Below are 21,648 nucleotides of genomic sequence, written 5' to 3' on the forward strand. Positions count from 1 at the left end.
TACATGAAAGCACACATTCTAATAGTTGAAGATGAAGCCTTACTTTATAAGAACCTTTGTAATGTATTGGAAAAAGAAAATTATTCAGTTGACAAATTTACACCAAGTGTAGAAGAAGCATTATCAAGAATTAATATGAAACGTCCTGACTTAATACTCTTAGATATTCAGCTTGAAGGTCAATTATCAGGTTTAGATTTGGGGGAGATTTTGAACACAAATTATCACATCCCTTTTATATACATTACAGGGCTGGATGATGATCAAACATTTTATGAAGGTCTTAATACAGAACATGAACTTTTTATAGTTAAAACAAAACCAAGACTTAACCCAAAAGATATCATAAGAGCTGTTCAAACTATATTGAAGAAAAAAGAAACGAAAATAGCACAATTGAAAAATGGAGTCATGGGTCTTGTAATGTATCTTGATGAAATGAAAGAAACTGGAAGTGAAAAAATAACTAAAGTTCCTATTAAATTTTCTGATATAGGATACTTTACTGTTAAGCCTTTTATTAATGATAATGGTGAAGTAGAGGAGTTAAAATCCAATTACGTATGGTTTTTAACACAAAAAAAAGAACACTTTTTTATACGCTCTTCGTTATCAGAAATTTTATCTGTAGTGCCACATTATTTTGTCCGTATTAATGAAAGTTACATTGTAAATATCACCCCTAATATTTTGACTGGAAATATAAATAACTCGCGAATATCTATATTAAACCAAACTCTTACTATAAGTAATCGATACAAAAAAGAAGTTAAGCGTCGTTTTGAAGCTTTCTATAAATAACTTTAATCCTTATAGAGAATCAATATTGGATAACATATCTTTAGAATAGCTAAGCTTCCTAAAAAACAATAAGAAAGCATTAACCTTACCATTAATAAGGTTCATACTTCATTATTTAAAGGGTCAAACTCAATTATGGTAAGGCAAAAATTGATAGATTTCGAATTCAAAATCATAAGTTGTCTCAGTACATTTTTGTGCAATCGAACTTATATCAAAACTCTAATTTAAACTCTATCCCATGGCTAGATTCCTATATTCGCTCGTTATCCTTATTCTATTATTTTTAAGTTTTAATCTATCAAATGCTCAAGCTGAACTTCCAGATGTAAGCACCTTAGTAAGTGTTCCAAATTCACCAGAAGCAGAAGCTTTTGTTTCTTATGGAAACACCCCTATATCATATTATGTAGGAAGACCTAATATTTCTATCCCTATTCATAGTATTGAGGGTAGAGAAATGTCTGTTCCTGTATCATTGACTTATGATGCATCTGGAATTAAGGTACAAAGCATCTCAACAAATGTAGGAGCTGGATGGAACTTGAATGCTGGAGGCATGGTTGTAAGACGTGTAAATGGATTTCCTGATGATATTGTATCTGGTGATGCTTTTTTCAAAATTAATAGCTCTAGCGTGTTAAACTTCAATTCTTATTTGAACTCTTTAAGACATCCTGTTCACAACTATACATTAAGTTTTGAAACCTTTGAACATACATTGGCCAAAATACAAAACTTCAGAGCCATTAAAATGGACCACGAACTAGGCGAAGTAGATTTATTGCCTGACACCTTTGATTTTAATGCACCAGGACTTACAGGTTCTGTTATGATAGATCCAGCGACGGGAATTGCTATAAGTATAGATGATCCTGATCTAAAAATCACATACACTGCTGCTTCTAATGGTAGTATCAATTCTTGGAATATAACGAGTGGTAACGGTACAATATATTACTTTAATAAATCCGAAATTACTTTTACATCTCACACGGGTGGAAGCGGAGAAGAAGGCACGAGAGAATATAACTCAGCATGGTATTTGACCAAAATAGAGTCCCCTACAAAGAATGATGTTTTTGATTTTACTTATTCATCTGGTATGTTTTGGAATCAAGATCAATTGCATTACAATCGTCAGGTTGGACAAATTAGATTAACTGCATGTTTTGAAACTGGATATGATCCAACAAATCCAAATTGGATGTATACCACTACTAGTAACTTAACTGACTTTAAAATAAAACAATCTGAACTATTGAATATTAGACTTAATGGAAGAGAAATTATAAAGTTTCACCATTTAACTAATCGCTTAGATTTATCTGGCCGCAAAGAATTAGATAAAATAGATATTAAAGAAGGTGTGAAAATTTTAAAAACATTTACGCTTAACCAATCTTATTTTACAGCCAATAGTACGCCTACAGATGAAAAAGATTATCGATTAAAATTAGATGGTATTACAATACATGGTTACGATACTCAAGGTAATGCTGTGTTAACGCCAGCTGAGCAAGTACTGGATTATACATTCAATTATATTGGAGATAATACATTCCCTAGTCGTAATTCATTAGGGATTGATTATTTAGGCTATTATAATGGTGTAACGAATAATACGTCACTTATACCAAAATACACTAATCAGTATGGTCAAATCTTCTTTGGAGCAAATCGTGAACCTAACTTCAATTTTACAACTAGAGGTATGTTAGAAGAAATCTTCTATCCTACGGGAGGTTCGACAAAATTTACTTTTGACTATTTAGAAAATATAACTACAACACTCGTACCACAAGAATTAGCAGAACACCTGGTAACAATCGATGGAGGAGTTGACACGTCTGCTGATGAATCAGATTTTTCTTGTGATGACACGGGGCTTATACCAAATACTTTAACACAAGCATTTACCGTAGGCTCTGGAGAAGTTTTTGGAAATGAAAATGAGTATTATTTCGACGTTACCACTCAAGGTAATAATTCACAAAATGGACGTATGTTTTTTATAGCTATCTATAAAGACACTGGTGTTTCAAATACAGTACCTCCAAATGTGACTATGTTACAAAATGGTGACATACAAATCATTAAACATGGTATTACAGTGGTAGTTGGACCAAATGAGTGCCAAGAGGTAATTTACAATAGTGGAAATTCTACAACAACTGTTTGTTATGATCATTATAGTAATTACTTTACTCCAACTAACAAAGACAAATCATATTGTGAGATATTAACAATGATAGAAAATAATAGTCCTGATTTGGTCTATAGCTCTTATTCCACTCCCAATGATGGTGATATTATTACTACTGAAGGTGGCTTGAATTATTTTTTTCCAGGAGACTATAAGGTCTTTATCGCTAATAGTTTAATAGGTAAAAGTATTAAGTTAACCAGACGATATGTTACGAATTCATTAGAGAGTAGTTATACAACCATTCCACTAATCTCAAAGATATCAGATAAAACCAATCAAGGCGAAACCTATATCAAAACATTGGAATATTTAGATTATACTGTTCAACAAAAAGTTCAATTTGAAACCATTAAGGAAGTAGAGGATAATCTGGGACTTGTTTCTAATGGTGGTCAGTCTTGCCCCGAATATAAAGTACTAGAAAGGTACTCAACCAATCTCTACAGTCAAACACCTTATGAAATTACCTATCCAAAAGTAAAAGAAACCATCGAAGATGATCTGGGAAATAAATTAGGATCTACAGTTTACGAATATTATAACCAAAATTTTTATACGGTTAATCAGGTAAGTCCATACCCTATTGCTGGGGTTTATGTGCCAAAAATCAACGAGCCATATGTAAAAACAAATCCTTTAAATGGTCAACTGAAACAAGTTTCACATTATAACAAATCTGGTCAAATCGTAAGAAAAGAGCTTTCCAATTATGAATTTGAAGCATCACTAGTGACCACAGGAACTAATTTTTTTAGTAATAAAATACTTTATGATTATTGTCCAGTAGCGGTTGATGGGGAAATAGATCCTAACTTAAAAAAACTTTTATACTTATATACCACAGACTTAGATATACCCGCATATAAACAATGTTTAAATGAAAATGGGTTTAATCCCATCAATGGATTTATAACGACAGACCCATATTCAGATACAAATATTCAATTCCACTCCTTTAGAACTAGGTTAATAGAAAATATTTCTAAGGACTATGTTTATGATAGTACTAACGCCATAGATTCTTTAACTCAAAAAGCAGAATACGCTTATGGATTAAATCATAACATGCCTACACAAGTTAAAAACACACTTAGTAACGGAAATACCGTTTTCACAAACACAAAATATCCTGAAGATTTTGCTTCAGTAACTCCTGCAGAGCAGAAACTTATTGATCAACATCGCATTGCAACACCTATTAATACAGAAATACTGGTTAAAGATAGTAATGATCTACTTTTGGCTAAAACAACTCAGCGCAACGTATATAATGATTGGGGGAATGATTATGTGGCATCACAAGACATACAAACAGCTAAAGGAAATGATACTTTAGAAGATCGTGTTACCATTCATAGTTATGACATCTATGGCAATCCACTTGAAGTCAGCAAAGCAGACGGCACACACATCATCTATGTTTGGGGTTATAGTAAAGTACTACCGATTGCAAAGATTGAAAATGCAACATACGTCGGCTTGGCTTCAAACATCCAAACCGATATTGATGCAGCAAAAACGGCTTCTAATTTAGATACTGATGCTGCTTCTGAAAACACGTTACGTACTGCTTTAAATACCTTAAGAGGTCATTTTCCAGATGCTATGGTAAGCACTTATACCTATGATCCGTTAGTTGGTGTGACCAGTATGACCGATCCTAGAGGTTATACCATGTTTTATGAGTACGATCACTTAAATCGATTAAAACAAGTAAAAGACGATCAGGGTTATCTGTTAAGCACAAACGCTTATGTATATGGTAGTTTAAACTATGTTGACGCTACTGCATTTCAAGTGAAAACCACCGATGGTCTAACCAATGCCAGCACTCAAGCTAATCTTACAGATGATGAAAAAATAGAAAGTAGAACTTATTATGATGGTCTTGGCAGACCAATGCAAAGTATTGCCAAACAGGCTGGAGGTAATAAGCAAGATATTATTACACCAATCGTGTATGATGCTTTTGCAAGACAAACAAAGGAGTATTTACCATTTGCAAGAAGTACATCTTCTCTCACTTACGAATCGCCTAGTACTTTAATGCCAGCCATTGATAGTTATTATGCAACAAGATACCCAGATGATATTGATGGTGCATCTCCAAACCCGTTTAGTGAAACCCGTATCGAAGATTCCCCTCTTAATCGAATACTAGAACAAGGTGCTCCTGGTGAAGATTGGGCTGTTGATGCAGCAAGTGATTTGGATCACACCATAAAATTTGAATACCATACTAATAGTTCTTCTGAAGTTGAGCATTACAGTGTCTTTTTTCCAACACTAGATACTGAAGCGCCTCAATTATTTTACAATGGCCATTATGCTGCTAATGAGCTTTTTAAAACCATTACTAAGGATGAAAACTGGCAACCAGGACAAACTCAAGCCAAAGCACATACGGTTGAGGAGTTTAAAAACAAACAGGGTCAAGTGGTATTAAAACGCACCTATGGCTCCAAAGGAAATAAACATGACACCAATTATGTGTATGACGATTATGGGAATCTGTCTTATGTGCTCTCTCCAAAAGGCAGTGATAATATATTAGCAAGTGTGAGTTATACTTCTGCAACCTACAACCCTAAGCCTTCAGATCTTATTCCTTTGGATAAATTGGGTGTTCCTGTCACTACTGGCACAGGCGCCATTGATATTATTATTAATGCACCTGAAAATACCATTACGGTTGATTTTGATGTGACTTTTAACGCAAGTACTTTTTTAAATAATGGAGCGGTGTTTCTTATAGATACTGGGATTCCAAATATGTTTATTGGAACCATTACTGCAAATGGAAGTAATTATGCTGTTTCAGTACAAGATGGCTACTTATTTATAATGGGAACTGGTATGGTTTCTTCAATAGATCAAACCTTAGTAACTAGCTTACCAAATCATTTTATAAAATCAAACGTTGTAAATGATTTGTGCTATCAATACCATTACGATAATCGTAATCGTCTTATTGAAAAGAAAATCCCACAAAAAGGATGGGAATATATTGTATATGACAAGCTAGATCGACCTGTATTAACCCAAGATGCTAACCTTAAACAAAACGATGATTGGTTATTTACAAAATATGATGCAGTAAATAGACCAGTATATATGGGAATACATCATAAAGTTCCTTCTGGAACTTCTGGAGCTCCAGACAATGATGAAAGAAAGCAATTACAGTATACTTTAAATACTGCAACAGTTTTAAATGAGTCATCCAGTTCATCATATACCGTTATTGATGATTCTCCTGTGTATTATACCAACAGTGCATTTCCAAATACTGATATTACCGAATTGCATACGATCAATTATTATGATGATTATAATTCAGATCTTACTTCGGCATTTGCTGACCCAAATACCGTTTTTGGAGTCAGCACTACAAGTGATACTAGGTCTTTACCTACTGGTAGTAAGGTGAAAGTCTTAGACACCTCAGATTGGATTACTACAGTGACCTATTACGATGAAAAAGGCCAGTCTATATTTATTGGTAGTGAAAATGAGTATTTAGACACTACAGATCAAATGAAAAATGAACTGGACTTTACAGGTAAAGTGCTTAAAACCGAAAGTACGCATACCAAAGGCACTAATGCCGATATTGTAGTAACAGACCGTTTTACCTATGATCATGCAAGTCGACTTAAAACCCAAAAACAACAAATTGGGTCTCAGGCTGAAGAACTGATTTCAAATCATTTATATGATGATTTTGGACAGTTAGTTATTAAAAGTGTTGGAAATACTGAGACTTCGCCACTACAAAGTGTAGATTACAATTATAACATTAGAGGTTGGCTTAAAGACATCAATGATATTAATAACATTGGTAACGACCTATTTACCTTTAAAATCAATTATAACGATACCGATTTAGGACAAACGAACGACAAACTCTACAACGGGAATATTAGTGAGACCATCTGGAAAACAGCTAATGACATCTCTAATACAACCACTAGAGGCTATGCCTATCAATACGATGCACTTAATAGGCTCAAAGTCGCTAACATGTCTATTAATACAGGTACTGGATTTACTGTGGCTAATGGCTATCATTCTAATGGCATTGTGTATGATAAAAACGGTAACATTATGAGGTTGCAGCGAACAGGGACTTTTAATGTAGTGGATGATCTTACGTATACCTATGATGGTAATCAACTGCTTCGTGTTAGTGATAACGCTTTTGCGCATCTAGATGGCTTTAAAGATGGTAATACTGTTGGTGATGATTATAGCTACGACGACAATGGCAATATGATAGAAGACAAAAACAAAAACATCTCTACCATAGCGTATAACCACCTTAACTTACCAACCACAGTAACCGTTGGTGGCACTAATAATGGCAGCATTACCTATGTATATGATGCTACAGGTGTTAAACTTACCAAAGCCGTTATAGAAGCTGGTAGTACTACAACCACTAAATATGCTGGTAATTATATTTATGAGCAAACAGGTACTAGTGAGACATTACAATTCTTTTCACATCCAGAAGGCTATGTTGAACCTGACGGTTCTGGAAATTATGATTATATTTACCAATACAAAGACCATTTAGGAAACGTTAGGCTTAGTTATAGCGATACCAATGACAATTACATTTCATTTGTAGACAATGCTTTTTATCAAGAGTATGAAGGTTGGTCTCCCGTTGCAAGTTCTGCTAATGGTAGTATAGAATTAGAAAACAACCGTTTAAAGGTAAATGTTATTGATCAATGGAATGGTGCCTTTATTGTTATAGGTGATAACTTTGGTTCAGGTGAACAAATAGATATACATTTAGATGTGGATAAAGGTGATACTAATGTGGTACGAGTATATTTAGTAGAATCTGAGCAAAACTATGCTAATCCGTCATATTATATGCTTAATAATAATACACAAACAGGAAGTTATACGTATACTCATACAACGATGGGGAAACCTAAGTTACGTTTAGTAATAGATAAATCTAACACCAACCTTAGCGAGTTAACTCATTTTTATATAGATAATGTATACGTATCTTCTGGTGATCTAGAAATTATTGAAGAAAATAACTATTACCCATTTGGCTTGAAACATAAAGGGTATAATAATGTAATAAATGGTACAGACCACCGTTATGGTTTTGGAGGTAAAGAAGAACAAGATGAATTAGGTCTTGAGTGGATGGATTTTCACGCTAGAAATTATGATGCTGCTTTAGGTAGGTGGATGAATCTTGACCCATTAGCTGAACAATATTTCAATACATCACCTTATAGTTTTGCTTTAAATAATCCGATATTTTTTACTGACCCTAGTGGTGAAGAAGTTGATATATCTGCTTTATTGAGTACAACAATTGGAGAGGGAGATAAAAAACGGGATAAAACTGAGGATGAACTTAATAGAGATAAATGGTTAGCAGCTCAGTTGGTTATTAGTCTTAGTGATATTTCAGGACAGGAAATTACTATTAAAACGGATAAGAACGGTAAATCTATCTTAGTAGGAGATGAAAATCCATGTGAAACAGATTGTAATGAAGCTAGTGCTTACATATCACATTTATTGAGTTCTGATACAGATACTATAAAAGTTAGTGGTACTGATTTTGGTTCTGATAGTAGTCAAGATGGTAGTGCAGCTCTATTAGATGGGGCTCAAATAAATGGGATGCAAGAAGCATTAAAAGAAAATGGATTTGATGAAAGAATGATGAGTGTTGGAATGGCATTTTTACATGAAAGTTTACATCTTAATGCTGGTGCTGACTTTTTTAGTAGTGAAGAAGATGAAGCAAATAAAATAGATGGTATCTTTAAAGACAATGTTTCAAGTAAATCGCCAGCTGGTCCAACTACGGACATAGTTAATAGATTTAGAGAAGGTATGCGTTTACCTATTAGGTCTGCAAGAGGTAGCGGTGGACATTTGCATGTAACTAAAGATGGGAATAAGAAAATTTTAAAAGTAACTAACATAAAACCCAAATTATGACAAAAATTAAATATCTAATTCTATTATGTTTTTTTAGCTTCTTTTATTGTAAGAACTCAGGTAATGAAGTTTCTACTCTTAGCGATGAAAAGAAGATGTTAGTTGAAGAAGTGGTTAATCATGTTGTTAGTAATTTGAAAATAGATGATAAGCCATATTTAGTAGACCCATTCTTTAATAAGTTTGAATTTAATAGTTATACACACAATTATAGAGATGAAATTCCTAAAGACAAAAACAAGGCAATTTTGTTGGATAAATATAATTGGAGTAATGAAGAATTTGCTGAAATTGAAAATAAAGTAAATCAAAATTACTATGATAAATTAAATAAAGAATTGTTAGGTTATTCCAATGGAGAAAAAGCTAATTGGGTTATAAAGTTTTCAGGGTTTTATGAGAAGTTTATTTTCATAGAAGTCTTCAACTTTTGTGAAATGATTAATAAAGAGCAATTAATATCTAATGAAGAAATAGAAAAAAAACCTAAATGGGAAGTTACTTCATATGTTTATGAATTGAAGGAAAACAAAATTGAAAACAAGCTTGTAGATAATATAATAATTCATGAACTTCCTTGTGGTGACGATAAACTTACTCATGAAATTAGGGAGCATTAAAATTTAGTACTCTGTCAAATGAGTAGATATTTTATAAAAAATTAATAAACTGATTTTCAAAAAAAAAGAGTGTTTGGCACTAATCGTTAAAACCGCAACAAAAGTGTTCCAAAGTTGGAACAAGATTGAAATAGAGTAAGTTAGAGTTAAGACAGTTTTTTAAACTGTCTTACTCTTTTTAAGTTCATTGATATATTGAACATTGTTTTTAAGAATTATGATTTGAATCGCTATTATCTTTTGCATCCTATTTTAACGATACATTTATTAAAGTTTCTATTGATTTGTAATCTATTGATCTTTGCATTACAAAGCGTTTCAGAAAACATCGATTTATCAATGCTTTGACCATTAATAATTTCCATAGGTGTTTTACCATACAATCTACAGGGATAGCGATGATGATTGTAATACTCCATAAAGGCATCAAGACTTTTAATATGTGAGGCTTGATCTTCCGATTGGTAGTGTAGTAAACCAGGTCATAGACCAAAATGCAATTATAAACAACTGAAAACCAATAGTTAAAGTAAAATTTAATTGTTGGTTTTTTATGTTCATTGATATCTTGATAGAAAACAAAATTGCTTAGAGCTTTTAAAACCTAGGTTTTTTAAATCGTTATGTAGTAAATTAGGTCATGAAAAAATCCTATGCCCCAAATTACAAAATGACTTAAAATTTAAATTAAGTAACAAACGATTGCGTTATTTCAAACAAACCCTTTTAATCGAGCTTGTTCAATTAAGAACCGATCATTTTTTTGTTCCACATCGAAGATGATTTTTAGGTTTCGTTTTCTGCGCTCTACTCCACTATTAGATAAAAAGACCAGTTCTGGAAGGTCTTTTGTTCTTATGCCTTTAGATAAGTAATGTAAAATCTGGTGATCTGTACGGTCTAATGTGATGTCTGAGGTCATTCTCGATCGAAACAAACGCAAAATAGTTTTACTATAAAATGGCTCTCCGCTTATAACACTTTCAATGGCACAGGTTAAATCTGCAAAAGCAATATCACTTTTAAGTAAGATGCTTTCGGGATTGAATGTTTTAACAATAGAAATGGTTTTGTAGTTATCTTTAAAAGAGGTCATGACCAGAAATTTTACATTAGGCGACTTATTTTTTAGAGCGTTGATGATCTTATTAATGACTTGAAACTTCTCATGGGTTGATGATAAGTCCATATTTAAAAACACAAGATTCACTTTATTTAAGGTAGCAATTACAGAATGGGCCTGATCATAACTTGTAGCTAGTCTTGTTCGGAAACTAGATTTAAACACATGGTTTAACGCATTTTCAATACAATACGCAATTAAAGGCTCTTGTTCTACAATAAGGATATTGTTAGGCATACTCATGGTTGGTGATTTTGATTAAAATTAGAACTCAAAATCATAAGTTGCAGATAGCAATGAGTGAAATGGTTGTTTGATTTAGTCAAGTGAAACATCTCTAATCTAAATGTCTTTTCTAGTTTTGTTTATATAAATATAGTAAATAATCTATATTATAGATTATTTACTATAAATTAAAATTAATTATCGTCGTCTATTCGCTAAAAGCGGAGGCGGTTCACCTGTAAATGGGTTCCAGCGGCTAATGCTTTTCGCTTCAATACCCACCGCTCTTATCACCGCTCTATCCCCATAGCGTTCTCGCATCCGATCCATAGCTTGGTATAAATTGATGATCTTTTCGTTATCTTCAAAGAGGTTGATCTGGTAACCACCTTCTACTAAATGACTAAAGCGCACTCCTACTAATCTAACTAGCAAACGTCGTTGATAGAGTTTCTTATAGAGCTCTTTAACGATAGGAATAATCATATGATCAGCAGAACTGTATGGAATGCGTTTTTGAAGCGTATAAGTATTAAAATCGGAGTAACGAATTTTAAACGTCACACAAGCTGTCAGCTTATTGCCTCTGCGTAATTGGTAAACAAGATTTTCTGCCATAGCTACAATGATGCTTTCTAGCTTGTTGACATCTGTGGTATCTCTATCAAATGTACGTTCAGTAGAAATAGACTTCCGCTCATGGTATTGGACAACTGGAGAGTTATCAATTCCATTGGCTTTTTTCCAAATGGAAATACCGTTTTTACCAAAGACCTTACCCATCATGTGCATAGGCATCTCTTGAATGGTTTTAATCCGTTTGATTCCCAAGTCGCACAAAGAGCGATAGGTCACATCACCGACCATGGGTATTTTTTTTACGGACAATGGCGAGAGAAAAGGTTTCTCGGTGCCATGGTTTATTCTGATCTGATTATTGGGTTTGGCTTCTCCTGTAGCAATTTTTGATACGGTCTTGTTGATAGATAGCCCAAAAGAAATGGGAAGCCCAGTTTCTTTCATTATTTTTTGACGTAATTCTGAAGCCAATTGATGGCATCCAAAGAACTTGTCCATCCCAGAGAGGTCTATATAAAATTCATCTACTGATGTCTTTTCATATAAGGGTACGGACTCTTTGATAATATCCGTTACTGTGTCTGAGAACTTACTATAAATGCCCGAGTTACCCCTTAATACAATTGCTTCAGGACATAACTGTTTTGCCATACGCATCGGCATTGCTGAATGAATTCCAAAACTTCTAGCTTCATAACTACAAGAAGCCACTACGCCTCTATCGGTAGTTCCACCAATCAAAACAGGTTTTCCTATGAGCTTACGGTCTAGTAAGCGTTCACAGGACACGAAAAACGTATCCAGATCCATATGTACAATTGAGCGATTAGGATTCATAAGCTAGGGATTTGTGTTTACCTTCTGAATAGCGTGGATCTTCAATGATGGGCAATCGTTCCATTTTTATGGTTTCTATTGAAACGCAATCAAACTCTTCTATAACCTTGCCAGTAATTAAATAAATACCTTTTCCTCTAAAAGGGAATTGCTTGGCTATTGGTGGAAAATGTACCGTATCTATAAAATCACCTTTGGCATCTAAAAAAGTGCCGAAAAACATCTGTTTTCCATTTGAGGTATTTGTTTTTTTGGTGGTAACTAAGTAACCCGAAATGGATATGACTTTTCCTTTTAAATGGATAAGATCCTTAGCGCTTATTGTATTTTCAATAGGTGTCTGTAGCAACTTAAATGGACTACAGAGCGGAAAGCCTAATAGCTCTATTTCATCAAAGGCGTCTTCTAACGCCGTGCAAGTCAAATTCGGTGTTTTGTAATTGATCCGCTGTGTTTTAAAAAGTGTCATTTTAGACTCATCAAAAGACACCTTATTTATTTTCATATGTGCCTCCCAAAGTAATTCACGCTTGTTAGCACCTGTAAATCGAAAGGCGTTGCACTTAATTAAAAGTGCTATTTGTTCCATTGAAATGGAAACGCTATCGATAAAATCATCTAGGCTCTTAAATGGACCATGCGTATTTCTTTTTTCTAAGATGCTTACTACTGTTTTGGATTCCAAGGACTGTAAATGCATAAAGCCCAAGTAAATGTCCTGACCATAAATCACCGTTTCATTAAAACTCTTATTTATACAAGGTGCCATAATGCTCGCCCCATGCATTCGTGCTTCGTGGACATAAAGTTCAGTGCGATAAAACCCTCCAAAATTATTAATTGTTGCTACCATATACTCTAATGGGAAATACGCTTTGAGAAATAAACTTTGATAACTCTCAACGGCATAGGATGCCGAATGTCCTTTAGCAAAAGCATAGCCCGCAAAGCTCTCAATTTGTCGCCATATATCATTGGTAAGTTTTTCTGGTTTTCCATCAGCTTTACAATTTTCAAAGAATTGGTCTTTGACCTTGAGAAATTCTTCTCGCGAACGAAACTTGCCAGACATGCCTCTTCTGAGCATGTCAGCTTCTCCTAAGGTTAAGCCTCCAAAGTAGTGCGCCACTTTAATCACATCTTCTTGGTAGACCATAACGCCATAAGTCTCTGGCATTATATTCATCAATACGGGATGTGCTTCCTTGCGACGCTCAGGGAAACGAAAACGTAAAATATACTCACGCATCATTCCTGATTTGGCTACTCCTGGACGAATCACTGAACTTGCAGCCACAAGACCTAGGTAGTCATCAACCTGTAGTTTTTTAAGTAGCATTCGCATGGCAGGAGATTCTACGTAGAAGCATCCTATGGCCTTGGCATTTTTAAGAAGATACTTGATGGATCGATCCTCTTTAAAGCGTTTAATATCATGAATGTCAATGGGCGCTAATTCAGGACGATTGTATCGGACAATCTCTACAGCATCTTTTATCTTTCCTAATCCACGCTGAGACAGAATATCAAATTTATAAAGCCCAATATCCTCTGCAACGATCATATCAAACTGAGTGGTGACAAAACCCTTAGGTGGCATGAAAGTGGCACAGTAGTAATGAATGGGTTGTTCTGAGATCAGTATGCCTCCAGCATGAATCCCCAAATAGTTTGGGAATCCTTGAATGAACTGACTATAGGTAAGCACTAATTGAGAGAGCTTATCAAGTGACTTGTAATGATATTGCCCAGAAGAGAGCAAATCAATTTCAGATTTTGGTAAGCCAAAGACCTTTCCAAGCTCTCTTACAGAGGCTTTGTACTTAAAGGTATTGTAAACAGTAATTAATGCCGTGTGCTTAAATCTTCTAAAGATAAATTCTGTGATGTCATCTCTATCTGTCCATGAGAAATCGATATCAAAATCTGGTGGATTCTTTCGGTAAAGATTAATAAACCTTTCAAAATATAAATCAAGTTCCACAGGATCAACATCCGTAATCCTTAACAGGTAAGCAATAATGCTATTGGCTCCACTACCACGGCCAACATAAAAGTAGCCTTTAGATCGTGCGTATTTAAGAATTTTCCAGTTGATCAGAAAGTAAGAGACAAACCTCTTTTCTTTGATGATTTGGAGTTCTTTTTCAATGCGTTCTAAAATACTTGCATCGGGATTTTCGTATCTGTATTTAAGGCCATCGAAGGTGAGTTTTTTAAGTAATCGGAAATCTAAGTCTTGATCATTGGTATATGCACTTTGATTGTTAGGAGTCTCTTTAGAAAAGTCAAAAACAATGGTGCAATTTTCTATTAAGGTTTTAGTATTAAAAATGATCTCAGGGAATTCTGCAAATGCTTCTGTCAGTTCTAGGACAGACATCATTTTATGATGCTCTTGGCCTTGTTCTTTGACGCTGAGCTTACTTAAGAGGGTATTGTTATCAATGGCACGTAATAAACGATGGGTATTAAAGCCTTTTTTGTTCTGAAAACTAACCGTTTGTAGTATGACTAATCGGTCTAGATGTTGTATCCATTTAGAAAACTTAAGTTTGGGAATATCCGCTACACTAATTCCGATGTACTCGTTTGCATTAAGATCGTCACCATTAAAAGTATGAAATGGATAAATGACATAGGTGTTTTCAATCGCTTTTGCTCGCTTGGGAATCACAAAATTATCTAGATGCAAAAACTCAGATAGGTAATTGTTAATATTACAAAAACCACTATTATTGCGAGCTAGCATAATGAATTGTTGCTGTGCACCATCTCTAAAATCAACCCCTACTATAGGTTTAATACGATATTTTGGCGCTAAACGAATAAAGTCTAAACATGCGGAGGTATTGTTGATATCCGTTAGTGCCATTGCCTGAACCTCCATCAAACTAGCTGTCTTCAGAAGATCTTCTGGTTTGATGGTACCGTATCGTAAACTGTAATAGGTGTGACAATTTAAAAACATTTTACAAATTTAGATACAATATGTAGCAAAGTTTGCTTATTTTTGTAGCATTATGAATTTATTTGCAAAAAACATTCGCCACCTAAGAAAGCTTAAAAACAGAACACAGGAACAGTGTGCTGATGATATAGGCATATTAAGATCCCGAGTAAGTTCCTATGAAGAAGGGCGCTCTCAACCGCCTTTTGAATTACTAATCAAGTTTTCAGAATACTTTAAACTTCCAATAGATATTTTAATTAAAAAAGATCTGACGCTGACTTCTGATAATTCATTTATTGAAATAGGAAAGCAACGTGTCTTATTCCCTATAGTTGTAGATAAGATGAACGAAGATTTAATTGAAGTTGTCCCTGTAAAAGCATCGGCAGGATATTTAGCGGGATATGATGATCCTGAATATATTGAACAACTTGAGAAAATAAAACTTCCTTTTTTACCCACAGGGAAACATAGAGCCTTTCCAATTAAAGGGGACTCTATGCCCCCACTTAAAGCTGGTGCTTATGTGGTTGCCAAATACATGGAATCCTTAGATGACATCAAGGAAGGCTCAACTTATGTGCTTGTAACTTTAAATGATGGTATTGTTTATAAGCGGGTCTATAACCAGATAGAAACTAACCAGACTTTGCTATTAGTATCAGACAATAGCGATTACAAGGCTTATGAGGTTCCTGTAAATGAAGTGCTTGAACTATGGGAATTTACTTGTAGTATCAACACACAAGAGTACAATGAGCGTGACTTAAAAGTTGAGTCAATCGCTCGAATGCTCAACGACCTTCAAGTTGAACTCAAAGAATTTACAAGCAAATATTCGCACTAAGAGTAAGCTTCACAAGTAAAATTTTTACCTATAGTATGAATTAATATTTTCTCTTCTACGCTGTGTTTTTTATCTTTAGTATTCACTTAAAATAGATATATAATATGGGAAAATTTGAAATTAAAAAAGACAAGTCAGGACAGTTTAGATTTAATCTTAAAGCTGGTAATGGCCAGGTGATTTTAAGTAGTGAGGCGTATAAAGCTAAAGCGTCATGTGAAAACGGAATAGCATCTGTTAGAACCAATTCAAAAGACGATTCCAAGTTTGAACGATTAGAAGCTAAGAATGGAAGTCCTTATTTCAATTTAAAAGCAACCAATGGTCAAGTTATTGGGACTAGTGAGATGTATTCTAGTACTGATGCTATGGAAAACGGCATAGCTTAGGTAAAGAAAAATGCACCCGATGCTACTGTAGAAGATTATTCGTAAGTAAACAATTAAAAAATAAAGGCGAGTAAACTATTTAGTATGCTCGCTTTTTTTATATTCAAAATTCATGAAACTTAATAGTTGTTTTATTATAATTTGAAAGGGTGTTTTGATACGACTAGAATTTTTTGAAAACGGATAAGTAATGGCAAGTAGTATTCCTAATAAATAAAAACTCCAATCATCTTTAGCATGTGAACCCATCCTTGAAAAAATCTTCCAGAGAAATATCAAATGCGGCTAAAACTTTAAGAAGTGAACTAAAGCGTAGATCTTGTCCATTTTCATATCTTCCATATTGTGCTCTTGGAATTTTATTATCAAAGGCAAATTGCTCATAATTCTTGTACCCCTTTTCAATTCTAATTTGCCTTAATCTTTCACCTAATTCTTGTAATTTTTTCTGTGTGTATTTATCATGTTTTCCCATAACACAAAGAGACAAGAGTTACTACTTTTTGACAACTACTTATAAGTAGTAACTTTTAAGTGGTTTTTTAAATTTTATTTCTTATGTTTGCCTCTATTAATCACAAAATCAGTACTTATGAAAAAATTATCCTTTATTATTATAACTGTATCTATCCTTATTTTACATTCTTGCAGTTCAACCAGAGTAATTCAGACAACAGATTCAACTATTACTCCTGGAACTGATGTCCCTTTTTCTAAAATCTCAAATGAAAGTTTTGCCGAAAATTATATTGGAGCCGATATCTATGTTGATTGCCAACTCTTATCCCAATCATCTGCTATGGCTCAATATTCAATAAAAAAAATACCTGATGGGCACTTTGCGTTTGAAGTTACTCATCGTGATGTAGAAATTAAAACTAATGAGCTTACAGGTATTACAGAAGGTTTAGTTGTATTAGCACCAAACAGTTTTTCAGACTTGATTTTTTCTCTAAGTAAAGGAGATAAGTTAAAACTGAGAGGAGGCACTTTGGTAACAAAACCCAGAGGAGGAAAACTCCTTGGTTTGAATTCACGTTATATACATTTTGTAGCCACAGAAATTGAAAAACTTTAATTCCCTTACAACTAAAACCCCATAATTCAATAATTATGGGGTTTCTTCTGTTTTAAGACAAGTCTAATACTTTCCATTTAAAGAGATAATATCATCCTTAGACGATTTTGGTTTTTTTCCTTTCTTCCGAATTAATATCTTCTTCCAATTGTTTTATAGTCCAAAGAACAATAAGGTAGTTGCCATCAATAATTTTTTTTAGCTCACTTCTACTTAGGCTTTCAAGTTCTTCCGTATTCCATTTGTCAAAGTATCTATAATAGGTAATCTGTCTTAACTCTTTATCACTATAATGATTCATCAGGCATATAATTGGTTCAGAAAAGTCATCTCTTTCTATATAATTAGAAAGCTTCTTCAATAGAAGAAGTATTCGTTTTTTATTTTTTAATTTCATAAGTATTTCTATAATATTAAGGATTTACACCCAATTATCTCTTTTAACTTGTTTCTCTTCTTCATTTTGTAATATCTCTTGCAGACGTTCTTGGTCTGTTAAACGCTCATTTGCACTGTACTTTTCTTTTGTAGAAATATCTTTTGTCGTAGGTAATAATTGCCCATTGTTTTTGTCATTTTTTGCTTTGTATAACGTAGAGTTTTCTTTGTTGTTAGTCTTTAATGCGTAGTAAATACGTTTGGCATTCTTTCGTCTCTGGGGATTATTTAATATGTTGCCATAATCATCTGTTAGAGTGATTAGGTTTAGCTCTAATAACTCATTGATTGCTGTGGTTACACTTCTTGATGAGAGTCCAACTTTTGAGAACTGTGAATGACTGATCCAATCTCTTGATTTTACATTCCCCTGTGTATCTCGCCACCCATAAGTATTACGAGCAATTTTTAAGTACACTCTGATAGCCGATGCACTTAAATCAATCATAAGTTCATCAAAGAACCGATTCGGAATCGGAGTTGTGTATTTAAGCCTCATGATCATTAAAGTCAATCACTGGTAATTCTTCGTTCTGATTGGCAAAAATTTGAAAATCATTTGGAAGATGGAATAAGCTTAAGTACCATCCTTTATTTGGAGTAACTTTGATAATTCCAACTTTGTTATGAATAACTTTCCCTCCTGAGTTAGGAATCTCTTTTCGACTAACGACATTATAAAATGTAGACATTTTAAGTTTTGTTTTAAGTAACCCTTAACCTTAGGTCTAAAGACCAATACTACTCAGCTCATAAAAATTTTTGTCATATACTTTTACGACATTGGTGTTCCGTACTATATCTTTTGCGACGTTATGTCATTAAAATATAATGCCTTATTTAATAAGGGCAGCTAGAACACCTTTTTGGTGGTAAACAAATCAAAAAGTATTAACTAAATAAATAAGTTTTTGTGAGGTTCGATAGTATTTATAGTTAAAGGTACTATTAGTATTATATTCCAATTCCAATACAAAAGCAATCTTCATTTGAGATTGCTGTTTATTTTTATGCTACCTGTAAAAACTTTTCTGCCGTTTCTAGATATCTGCTCTCTGATAATTGTAGATAGTTAAAACTAGATTCTGGACTGACATGTCTGAGAATGGCACTTACATCTCTAACAGTTCCTCCACGTTCTAATATTTCATTAGCTTTTCCATGACGAAATGAGTGAGGTGTGATATCTTTATCAACCATCGCATCCTTAGCTATTTGCTTAACCCACCTTTGAATACTCTTAACCGTATATGGTTTTCCTGTTTTTCGATTCACTAATAGATATTTTGAGGATACCGACATACATAGTCTAATACCTAAATAAATGTTCATGAGTTCATTGGTCTCACTTCCCCAGACTACTAGATTATATCGCATCGTTTTTCGAGTTCTAATTTTAGCTGTTCTAAGCCCATTATTTCCTGGGTTTCCTATATCGTTAAGTTTGATATCCAATAGCTCGCTTACCCGCATTCCAGTATCCCAAAGAAGATGAAGCACCAATTTCTTTTGGAGATCACTTAAATATCTCTCATCCAATATATCATTCATGAATTCGAAGTCTGAACTGGTGACTATTGCTTTTTCTGGGCTAATAAATTTAATGCGTTTTATTTCCTTTGGATTTAAATTTACCTCTCCACGTCCGTTCCAAAACCAGAAGAAGTTTTTTAAAATATCAGATGAGTAAGCTATCGTTGAAGGAGCATAGTTCCCTTTCATGCTATTTTGAAATGCCACAACATCATCTCCCGTCACATCCAATAGACAGGACTTTGGCATGATGAAATGCATAAAGTCATCTAATCGTTTCTTGTACCTATAAAATGCAGAATTAGTGTGACCTTCTTTCCACTTTAAATAAATCTGTATTGCTTTTTGAATTGTCATATCACATAAAAGACCCGCCAAAGGAAATCTAGCGGGTCTTTCATATACCCCTGCTACGTATGGCAGATTTGACAATCAAAAATATATTAATGCCAAATCTCGCTTAGTGAGAGATACAATGATAAACTCGCGTTGTTTCCTTAGTTTGAAACATATGCTCCAAACGACCCTTTCGGGCAACGAGGTTTCTTTTTAATTTGTTTACCACTTGTAGTGTATATCATAATAAAAATAAAATCAAGATTCAAAGTCTTTGAATCTCAAGTAAAAGTTACTACTGGCATTTATGACTTTGCTATGATATAATGGAGATAAGCAAAGCAGTTTTTATCTACCAGTTAGTCATTTCAGCTTATCACTCCATCTCTATACAGCCAGTTCTTTTCCCCATCCGATAATCGGCATTTGATAATTTCTTCATATTGTCAATCTTATCGGATTATATAATTTAAAACACCCAAATCTTTTACTCATTTCACACCTTATAGCTATATGTCTTTTGACCCATTTAAGGTGAGTTATTTTGCTAGAGCAAACTTTAGAAATGATGGACAACTCTTTGGGATTCTTCAGAAGGACAGAATGATGCATCTCTATTGTTTTGGTAAAACATCTAGTGGTAAAACAACATTATTGCAAACCTTAATGTCAGAAGATCTATTGGCAAATAGAGGTTTCATGTTTCTTGATCCTCATGGGGATTCTGCAAAATTTATGGCCGAGTATATTCGTCAGCGGTTTCCTTTAACGAAATACATTTATTTTGATGTAACTGACCCGAATATTCCTTTCGGTTATAACCCTTTAAGACAAGTGAGCCCTGCTAAAAGGTCACTAGTGGCCTCCAATATCCTTGAAATTTTTCAGCGTAATTGGAAATCTGCTTGGGGAATGAAAATGGAACACATCTTAAGAATGTGTTTGCTTGGTCTATTAGACAAACCTGGCTCAAATCTATCAGACATTTTAAAATTGATGCATGACTCGTCCTTTAGAGCATCTTGTATTCCCTATATCCGAAATGAAGCGGTTAAAACTTTCTTTGAAAAGGAATTTCCAAAGTACAAACCAAACGACTTACTTCCGATTCTAAATAAGTTAGGTGCATTGCTTTCTCATGATATTGTCAAACGCATATTGGTCGATAATACGGAGCAACTATCTCTTCGATCGATAATCGACGATGGCACAGTTCTTATTATCAACTTAGCCAAAGGGGCAGTAGGAACCGATGTGGCCAATATTATTGGTGGACTGCTTCTCACTTCCCTTTCATCTGCGGCCTTCTCAAGAATTGACTCACCAATTGAAAGTCGTAAGCCATATTTCTATTACATCGATGAGTTTCAAACTCTCAGTGGTTCAGAACTCATTTCAGAACTACTGGCACAAATTCGAAAGTTTGCTATTGGACTCAATCTTAGCAATCAGTATCTGCATCAACTTGATCCTGATGTAAGAGCAAGCATTCTTGGAAACATTGGAACCATTATTTGCTTCCGTCTTGGAATACAAGATGCACGTCTTATGGAAAAGGAGTTTTATCCAGAGTTCAAAGCTTCGGATTTCACTTCCCTTCCAAACCATTCCATTTATCTCAGACTTATGATTGATGGGAGACCTTCAAAGCCGTTCAGCGCAGACACTGTTCTATAGCAACCTAAAGCTGAC

15 protein-coding genes are annotated in these 21,648 nt (G+C 34.1%); 7 read left to right on the forward strand and 8 right to left on the reverse strand.

Annotated elements, in window-relative coordinates; all coding sequences use genetic code 11:
• The first annotated feature begins 3 nt into the window (after positions 1-3).
• The 3 genes from Q0876_RS01020 (at position 4) to Q0876_RS01030 (ending at position 9,618) form a co-directional block, all read left to right on the forward strand.
• Positions 4-801 (forward strand): response regulator, encoded by a 798-nt coding sequence (locus Q0876_RS01020; RefSeq protein WP_299223138.1) that lies wholly within the window; start codon positions 4-6, stop codon positions 799-801.
• 241 nt (positions 802-1,042) lie between these two features.
• Positions 1,043-8,998, forward strand: coding sequence for a DUF6443 domain-containing protein (locus Q0876_RS01025; RefSeq protein WP_299223140.1), 7,956 nt, complete (start codon positions 1,043-1,045; stop codon positions 8,996-8,998).
• Positions 8,995-9,618 carry a hypothetical protein gene (locus Q0876_RS01030; RefSeq protein ID WP_299223142.1) on the forward strand — a complete coding sequence of 208 codons (624 nt, stop codon included), beginning with the start codon at positions 8,995-8,997 and terminating at the stop codon, positions 9,616-9,618. The genes Q0876_RS01025 and Q0876_RS01030 overlap by 4 nt, the downstream gene beginning before the upstream one ends.
• 712 nt (positions 9,619-10,330) lie before the next feature.
• Here the strand turns inward: Q0876_RS01030 and Q0876_RS01035 are convergent.
• The 3 genes from Q0876_RS01035 to Q0876_RS01045 form a co-directional block, all read right to left on the reverse strand.
• On the reverse strand, positions 10,331-10,984 hold the full coding sequence (locus Q0876_RS01035; RefSeq protein ID WP_299223144.1) for a hypothetical protein: 654 nt from the start codon (positions 10,982-10,984) through the stop codon (positions 10,331-10,333).
• Positions 10,985-11,164: 180 nt separating this feature from the next.
• Complete coding sequence (gene dinB / locus Q0876_RS01040) at positions 11,165-12,382, reverse strand: DNA polymerase IV (RefSeq protein WP_299223146.1); 1,218 nt, start codon at positions 12,380-12,382, stop codon at positions 11,165-11,167.
• Entirely contained in the window at positions 12,372-15,353 is a 2,982-nt protein-coding gene (locus Q0876_RS01045; protein ID WP_299223148.1) for a DNA polymerase III subunit alpha, read from the reverse strand. Before Q0876_RS01045 ends, dinB begins: the two co-directional genes overlap by 11 nt.
• Before the next feature lie 52 nt (positions 15,354-15,405).
• On the opposite strand from Q0876_RS01045, the gene Q0876_RS01050 reads away from it, so the two are divergent.
• Complete coding sequence (locus tag Q0876_RS01050; RefSeq protein WP_299223150.1) at positions 15,406-16,182, forward strand: LexA family transcriptional regulator; 777 nt, start codon at positions 15,406-15,408, stop codon at positions 16,180-16,182.
• A 104-nt stretch (positions 16,183-16,286) separates the two neighbouring features.
• The gene (locus tag Q0876_RS01055; protein ID WP_299223152.1) at positions 16,287-16,571 is read left to right on the forward strand and encodes a YegP family protein; all 285 of its coding nucleotides are present in this window, start codon (positions 16,287-16,289) and stop codon (positions 16,569-16,571) included.
• A gap of 232 nt (positions 16,572-16,803) precedes the next feature.
• Here the strand turns inward: Q0876_RS01055 and Q0876_RS01060 are convergent, their stop codons facing one another.
• Positions 16,804-17,061, reverse strand: a complete 258-nt coding sequence (locus Q0876_RS01060; protein WP_299223153.1) for a helix-turn-helix transcriptional regulator — start codon at positions 17,059-17,061, stop codon at positions 16,804-16,806.
• Between the two features lie 102 nt (positions 17,062-17,163).
• On the opposite strand from Q0876_RS01060, the gene Q0876_RS01065 reads away from it, so the two are divergent.
• A complete protein-coding gene (locus Q0876_RS01065) occupies positions 17,164-17,649 on the forward strand; it encodes a hypothetical protein (protein WP_299223155.1) in 486 nt (161 codons plus the stop codon).
• Positions 17,650-17,746: 97 nt separating this feature from the next.
• Here Q0876_RS01065 and Q0876_RS01070 read toward each other — a convergent pair whose 3' ends face one another.
• From Q0876_RS01070 to Q0876_RS01085, 4 genes are all read right to left on the reverse strand, one after another.
• Positions 17,747-18,010, reverse strand: coding sequence for a hypothetical protein (locus tag Q0876_RS01070; RefSeq protein ID WP_299223157.1), 264 nt, complete (start codon positions 18,008-18,010; stop codon positions 17,747-17,749).
• 60 nt (positions 18,011-18,070) lie between these two features.
• Positions 18,071-18,586, reverse strand: coding sequence for a replication protein (locus Q0876_RS01075; RefSeq protein WP_299223159.1), 516 nt, complete (start codon positions 18,584-18,586; stop codon positions 18,071-18,073).
• On the reverse strand, positions 18,576-18,779 hold the full coding sequence (locus tag Q0876_RS01080) for a hypothetical protein (protein ID WP_260095469.1): 204 nt from the start codon (positions 18,777-18,779) through the stop codon (positions 18,576-18,578). The genes Q0876_RS01075 and Q0876_RS01080 overlap by 11 nt, the downstream gene beginning before the upstream one ends.
• Positions 18,780-19,095: 316 nt before the next feature.
• Positions 19,096-19,977, reverse strand: coding sequence for a tyrosine-type recombinase/integrase (locus Q0876_RS01085; RefSeq protein WP_299223164.1), 882 nt, complete (start codon positions 19,975-19,977; stop codon positions 19,096-19,098).
• A gap of 492 nt (positions 19,978-20,469) precedes the next feature.
• Between Q0876_RS01085 and Q0876_RS01090 the strand changes: the two genes are divergently transcribed.
• On the forward strand, positions 20,470-21,633 hold the full coding sequence (locus tag Q0876_RS01090) for a type IV secretion system DNA-binding domain-containing protein (RefSeq protein WP_299223166.1): 1,164 nt from the start codon (positions 20,470-20,472) through the stop codon (positions 21,631-21,633).
• The last annotated feature ends 15 nt before the right edge of the window (positions 21,634-21,648 follow it).

It is taken from the genome of uncultured Psychroserpens sp., assembly GCF_947503375.1.
Classification (GTDB): Bacteria; Bacteroidota; Bacteroidia; order Flavobacteriales; family Flavobacteriaceae; genus Psychroserpens.

What these genes read in the sequence shown, in the direction of transcription:
- Q0876_RS01020 (WP_299223138.1), top strand. Translation starts at nt 4, where the DNA reads ATGAAAGCACACATTCTAATAGTTGAAGATGAAGCCTTACTTTATAAG.
- Q0876_RS01025 (WP_299223140.1), top strand. Translation starts at nt 1,043, where the DNA reads ATGGCTAGATTCCTATATTCGCTCGTTATCCTTATTCTATTATTTTTA.
- Q0876_RS01030 (WP_299223142.1), top strand. Translation starts at nt 8,995, where the DNA reads ATGACAAAAATTAAATATCTAATTCTATTATGTTTTTTTAGCTTCTTT.
- Q0876_RS01035 (WP_299223144.1), bottom strand. Translation starts at nt 10,984, where the DNA reads ATGAGTATGCCTAACAATATCCTTATTGTAGAACAAGAGCCTTTAATT.
- dinB (WP_299223146.1), bottom strand. Translation starts at nt 12,382, where the DNA reads ATGAATCCTAATCGCTCAATTGTACATATGGATCTGGATACGTTTTTC.
- Q0876_RS01045 (WP_299223148.1), bottom strand. Translation starts at nt 15,353, where the DNA reads ATGTTTTTAAATTGTCACACCTATTACAGTTTACGATACGGTACCATC.
- Q0876_RS01050 (WP_299223150.1), top strand. Translation starts at nt 15,406, where the DNA reads ATGAATTTATTTGCAAAAAACATTCGCCACCTAAGAAAGCTTAAAAAC.
- Q0876_RS01055 (WP_299223152.1), top strand. Translation starts at nt 16,287, where the DNA reads ATGGGAAAATTTGAAATTAAAAAAGACAAGTCAGGACAGTTTAGATTT.
- Q0876_RS01065 (WP_299223155.1), top strand. Translation starts at nt 17,164, where the DNA reads ATGAAAAAATTATCCTTTATTATTATAACTGTATCTATCCTTATTTTA.
- Q0876_RS01075 (WP_299223159.1), bottom strand. Translation starts at nt 18,586, where the DNA reads ATGAGGCTTAAATACACAACTCCGATTCCGAATCGGTTCTTTGATGAA.
- Q0876_RS01080 (WP_260095469.1), bottom strand. Translation starts at nt 18,779, where the DNA reads ATGTCTACATTTTATAATGTCGTTAGTCGAAAAGAGATTCCTAACTCA.
- Q0876_RS01085 (WP_299223164.1), bottom strand. Translation starts at nt 19,977, where the DNA reads ATGACAATTCAAAAAGCAATACAGATTTATTTAAAGTGGAAAGAAGGT.
- Q0876_RS01090 (WP_299223166.1), top strand. Translation starts at nt 20,470, where the DNA reads ATGTCTTTTGACCCATTTAAGGTGAGTTATTTTGCTAGAGCAAACTTT.